We start from the raw sequence: 1,413 nt of genomic DNA on the forward strand, positions 1-1,413 counted from the left end.
CTTCTCCACCGATACGGCATCGGGTTCGGGTGGCCTCAACGCGGCGCGCATCGTCGCCGATACCGTCGATGCCATGGAAGACGGCAGGCTGAAGCTGTTTGGCCAGGAAATCCATCTTCTGGGCCGTCCCTGGCAGGAAAGCCGTCATGTCGAAGTCTTGGCCAGGCTCGCCGCACGCAACGGCCGGCTGGTGCCACCCGGCGAGTTCATTCCGGTGGCCGAGCGGTTCGGCATCGCGTCGCGGCTCGACCGCTGGATCATCCGCACCGCGCTGTCGCGGCATGGTGCCGCCTTGCGTTCGGGGGCGCTGACGCTTGGCTTCAATCTGTCGGCGCAGACGCTGAGCGATCCGCAGCTTTGGGACTTCGTCGACAGCGTCATAGAAGAAACCGGGGCGCCGCATTCGGGCATCGGCTTCGAGATCACCGAAACCGCCGCCGTCACCAATTTCGATGCCGCCGAACAGTTCGTGCGCAAGGCGCGCGAGCGGCGTTGCCGGGTCGGCCTCGATGATTTCGGAGCCGGCATGAGCTCGTTCGAATATCTCCGGCGGTTCCCCGTCGACACGATCAAGATCGACGGTTCCTTCATCGAGCACATCACGCAAAGCCGCTTCGACCGCGAGATCGTGCTGGCCATCACCAGCATTGCCCGTAGCCTCGGCTGCGACGTGGTCGGTGAGAAGATCGAACGGCAGGACACGCTGGCCATGTTGAGCGACATGGGGGTCGCCTTCGGCCAGGGATTTTTGCTGCACCGGCCGGAGCCGCTCGAGCGAATTGTCGCGCGCGCAACCAAGGGAGCGACGGCCCGCAAGGCATCGTGATCCGGGTGCGGCGAGTTTCAGGCCAGGCCGGACTGGCCTGAAACTCGACACTTTCTATCCGGTTCGCCGCGCCGTCGATTGCGGGAACTCCAGCACTCCAGCCTCGGGTCGCCTGTGCTGCGCCTCCGTCACCGCTTCGATCAACAGATCGAGCGCGTCACAGGCGGCACGGCTCGTCTCGTCATTGCCCTGCAGATAATGATAGGCGCGTTCGAGGTGGATGCGGGCGGCTGAAAAATCGCTGGTCAATGGTCCCTCCATGATCCCGCCCTAAAAAGAGCTTGCCGGAGACGAGGGAACGCCGGGTAAATATCCACAAGCGGCTTTTATTCAAATGCCGCCGAATGTTGTGAGCAGACGCGCGGCGTTGAAGCTGCCGATCTCCCCTACGAGGGGGAGATTGGCAGTTTCAACGCCGCACAGCTACACTGCGGCCCCTTGCGCAAGGTGACATCGATGATCGTCCAGGCCTGCATCAACGGCGCGCGTCCGCGCGATTTCCACCCGAAGCTGCCGCTGACTGCCGAGGCAATGGCCAGCGATGCGGCAGCCTGCGTCGCCGCTGGAGCGGCCGAACTGCATATCCA

At 63.8% G+C, this 1,413-nt stretch carries 3 protein-coding genes; 2 read left to right on the forward strand and 1 reads right to left on the reverse strand.

What is annotated here, in order from left to right; all coding sequences use genetic code 11:
- On the forward strand, positions 1–826 hold an 826-nt coding region (locus EN994_RS31435; protein ID WP_164746412.1), incomplete at its 5' end, for an EAL domain-containing protein.
- 54 nt (positions 827–880) lie between these two features.
- On the opposite strand, the gene EN994_RS31440 is transcribed toward EN994_RS31435, so the two are convergent.
- Entirely contained in the window at positions 881–1,075 is a 195-nt protein-coding gene (locus EN994_RS31440) for a hypothetical protein (RefSeq protein WP_024501638.1), read from the reverse strand.
- A gap of 207 nt (positions 1,076–1,282) precedes the next feature.
- On the opposite strand from EN994_RS31440, the gene EN994_RS31445 reads away from it, so the two are divergent.
- On the forward strand, positions 1,283–1,413 hold a 131-nt coding region (locus EN994_RS31445; protein ID WP_206530545.1), incomplete at its 3' end, for a 3-keto-5-aminohexanoate cleavage protein.

Source organism: Mesorhizobium sp. M7A.F.Ca.CA.002.09.1.1 (assembly GCF_003998555.1).
Lineage (GTDB): Bacteria > Pseudomonadota > Alphaproteobacteria > Rhizobiales > Rhizobiaceae > Mesorhizobium > Mesorhizobium ciceri.